5 protein-coding genes are annotated in these 2,728 nt (G+C 36.5%); 4 read left to right on the top strand and 1 reads right to left on the bottom strand.

Annotation, left to right across the window (positions count from 1 at the left end; translation table 11 throughout):
• The 4 genes from AC1DJR_RS25160 to AC1DJR_RS25145 form a co-directional block, all read left to right on the top strand.
• Positions 1-99 (top strand): DUF3954 domain-containing protein (locus tag AC1DJR_RS25160; RefSeq protein ID WP_477003773.1); only part of this gene is annotated, 99 nt, incomplete at its 5' end.
• Positions 100-136: 37 nt separating this feature from the next.
• Positions 137-298, top strand: coding sequence for a hypothetical protein (locus tag AC1DJR_RS25155; RefSeq protein WP_002141502.1), 162 nt, complete (start codon positions 137-139; stop codon positions 296-298).
• 601 nt (positions 299-899) lie between these two features.
• Positions 900-1,310 (top strand): hypothetical protein, encoded by a 411-nt coding sequence (locus AC1DJR_RS25150; RefSeq protein WP_410592047.1) that lies wholly within the window; start codon positions 900-902, stop codon positions 1,308-1,310.
• A gap of 167 nt (positions 1,311-1,477) precedes the next feature.
• A complete protein-coding gene (locus AC1DJR_RS25145) occupies positions 1,478-1,642 on the top strand; it encodes a hypothetical protein (RefSeq protein WP_002135968.1) in 165 nt (54 codons plus the stop codon).
• A gap of 368 nt (positions 1,643-2,010) precedes the next feature.
• Here the strand turns inward: AC1DJR_RS25145 and AC1DJR_RS25140 are convergent.
• Positions 2,011-2,728, bottom strand: a 718-nt coding sequence (locus tag AC1DJR_RS25140) for a BclA C-terminal domain-containing protein (protein ID WP_477003772.1), incomplete at its 5' end; no start/stop codon positions are given.

The raw sequence follows: 2,728 nt of genomic DNA, 5'->3' as shown, positions 1-2,728 counted from the left end.
CTAATAGAACCACCCCAAGGTGGATTTGGTGAACAATCATTTGTATATCAAAGTGGAAAAGTAATTCGTATGGAAGAACGAAAAACACAGTTACTTTAATCAAATTTGAATTTTATTAAAAAGGAGGAAGTTGAAAATGCTGATGTTTGTATTACATGAAGATGTTACTAATTTCTTCAATTTCAATATAGAAAACAAACATTTCAGAGTTGAAGATGTAATAGAAAATGATAGGTTGCAAGGTAAACATAAAATTGTATATTTGGACCTTGTAACTGTAACAGTACAACCAATCTAATAAATTTATAACATAAGTGTTATTTGAATTTAACTATTTTGTTTGTGATAACTACAAATGAAAAAATAGCAAGACTTAAAATTAATGAAACACCTATAACTCCAACTTCTTTGAATAAAAAGCTAATCATGTTTTTACACATCCTAATCAATTTGTTTTAAATAATGTGAGATATTTATGTCCCAGATGAATTTTACTATAGAAGTAGGTAGTTTAACATTCAATAAGCTTACATTTTTATTACAAGTTTGTAAGGTTACTGAGTATTTTATAGCTATTTAAAATGTTAACAAAAGCGTTATTTTGTTGAAAAGTAATGCGGAGATAAATAAATAAGACCGCTCCTTTATCGGAACGGCCGTACAAATATCATGTGCTGGAGGTCTCATCAAATAGCTTGAGATGTTTTCTCTAAACAGTATGGACAAGGATTTTTACGATTATACGTAAAAACGGCAGGTAATTGACTAAGTTACCTGCCATGTCCTGAAAAGATACGGAGGAGAGAGCTCCGATTTGAAAGAGTGAAGCCGGTGGGAAGTCGGCTTGCAGGTAGTATGCACGATATAAAAAAGATTATACGAAAAGGGGAATGGGAGATATGAAATGGATGTACAATCTTGATAGCAATAGTGAGATTTGGACAAGTGATAAATATGAAACGAAAGAGGAAGCCATTCAAGCAGCTTTAAAAGATTGGACGGATAGAATGGTAGCGGATAGGGCATCAGTTGATAATGAATTCCAAATTGGAGAATTCAAACAGTATACGCCATGGATTAATGCGGATGTATTGTTGGATGAATTATATGAACGAGCAAACGATGAATGTGGAGGGGTTGCAGATTCTCGGCTTTCAGGGGTAGCAAGAGATGAAGGTGAAAAACTTCAAGAACAAATAAACAAGGTAGTTGAAGGATGGCTAAAAGGAATAAATGAGTACCCTAGCTTCGGATCAATTGAAAATATCGAAACGATAGACGCTAGCAAACTTGAATACCAAGGAAACTAAACAAAATAGTTATTTTAACAACAAAAGCCCTAGCAGGGGAGCTAGGGCAGGGGATGGGGTATTAAGAATTGCCGAATTAATAACGAATGACATCTTCGAATGAATTTAGTGTAACACACAAACTTGTATACATCTGTTACAAAATCATGAACAAAGGGGAATGAGAGATGAGTGAACAAACTGTAATCATTAATATTCCACCAGTTGAAGAGTGGACAATAACAAGCCTTAGATATGCATGCAAGAATCATAAGGTTAAAGGATATACAAAGATGGATCGTGAGCAGTTAATACAGCATGTGAAAGAGATTCTTGGTCATAAGAAAAACTAAACAAAATCCTTATTTCATAACAAGCGAAAAAGAGCACACATATAAGCATGCTCTTTGACAAGAAAGGTAGATTTCTATGAGTGGAGAGTCTCCATACAATAACGTATGCTTGTCCGGTTAAAAGGTGAAAATTTTTTTAATAAAACCTTTATTTAAATAAAAAGAGCGCTTTTTAAGGCGCTCTCTGACCAAGATTTATATAAAAAGGTGACTATGATTATTGTATGTATGTGTTTAATATATGTGCAGTTTTCAAACAAAATCGTTATTTTAATTAAAAGAGCAGCTAGCAAAAGCTAACTGCTTGTTAAAAAAAGAATCCACTCTAGGTTATTTACTGCCAGAGTTTCAAGAAATAAATGATTAAATTAATYTAATTTTTCAATTACAATCGAAGCATYTATATTTGTTTGTGTTCCACCTGCYAARGTCTGCAAAGTAACTGCAGCAGCGGAAGTATGATTATTAAGGGTAATAATATCACCTGCAGCTAAAGTGAGGATTGTTTGGCCGTTGTTTGGTTGAGTTCCTGCACCTGATCCATAAACTGCGCTGGTAACCGGAGCACCATTTAAAAAAAGTGTGAATTGATTAGGCTCAACTCCTGATACAGAAAAAGAAATTTTATAATCTCCTGCATTAAGAACCATTAATTGAGAAGTTCCCAGCGTATGAGTAAAACCAGATGTCATTCTACCATGTGAATTAAAAAGAATAGGTGCTTCTAAGGCAACAACTTGAGCTGCTGTATTGAAAACATAAGCATAATGAGATAACCCAGATACTGTAAGTCCGGTAGGTCCAGTAGCTCCAACAATTCCTGATAATCCGGTAGGTCCAGTAGGCCCAGTAGCTCCAACAATTCCTGATAATCCAGTAGGTCCAGTGGGCCCTGGAGGTCCACCAGAAGGTCCAGTAGCTCCGGTTATGCCGGTAGGCCCAGTAGGYCCCGGAGGTCCACCAGAAGGTCCAGTAGCTCCGGTTATGCCGGTAGGTCCAGTAGGCCCCGGAGGTCCACCAGAAGGTCCAGTAGCTCCGGTTATGCCGGTAGGCCCAGTAGGCCCTGGAGGTCCACCAGTTCCTGGC

The sequence above is a fragment of the Bacillus sp. 05T31 genome (genome assembly GCF_056396725.1).
This window is presented reverse-complemented; position numbering and strand designations above follow the sequence as displayed.

Bases quoted from the DNA above. Each gene is read 5' to 3' on its own strand.
- AC1DJR_RS25145 (WP_002135968.1), top strand. From the start codon at position 1,478: ATGAGTGAACAAACTGTAATCATTAATATTCCACCAGTTGAAGAGTGG.
- AC1DJR_RS25150 (WP_410592047.1), top strand. From the start codon at position 900: ATGAAATGGATGTACAATCTTGATAGCAATAGTGAGATTTGGACAAGT.
- AC1DJR_RS25155 (WP_002141502.1), top strand. From the start codon at position 137: ATGCTGATGTTTGTATTACATGAAGATGTTACTAATTTCTTCAATTTC.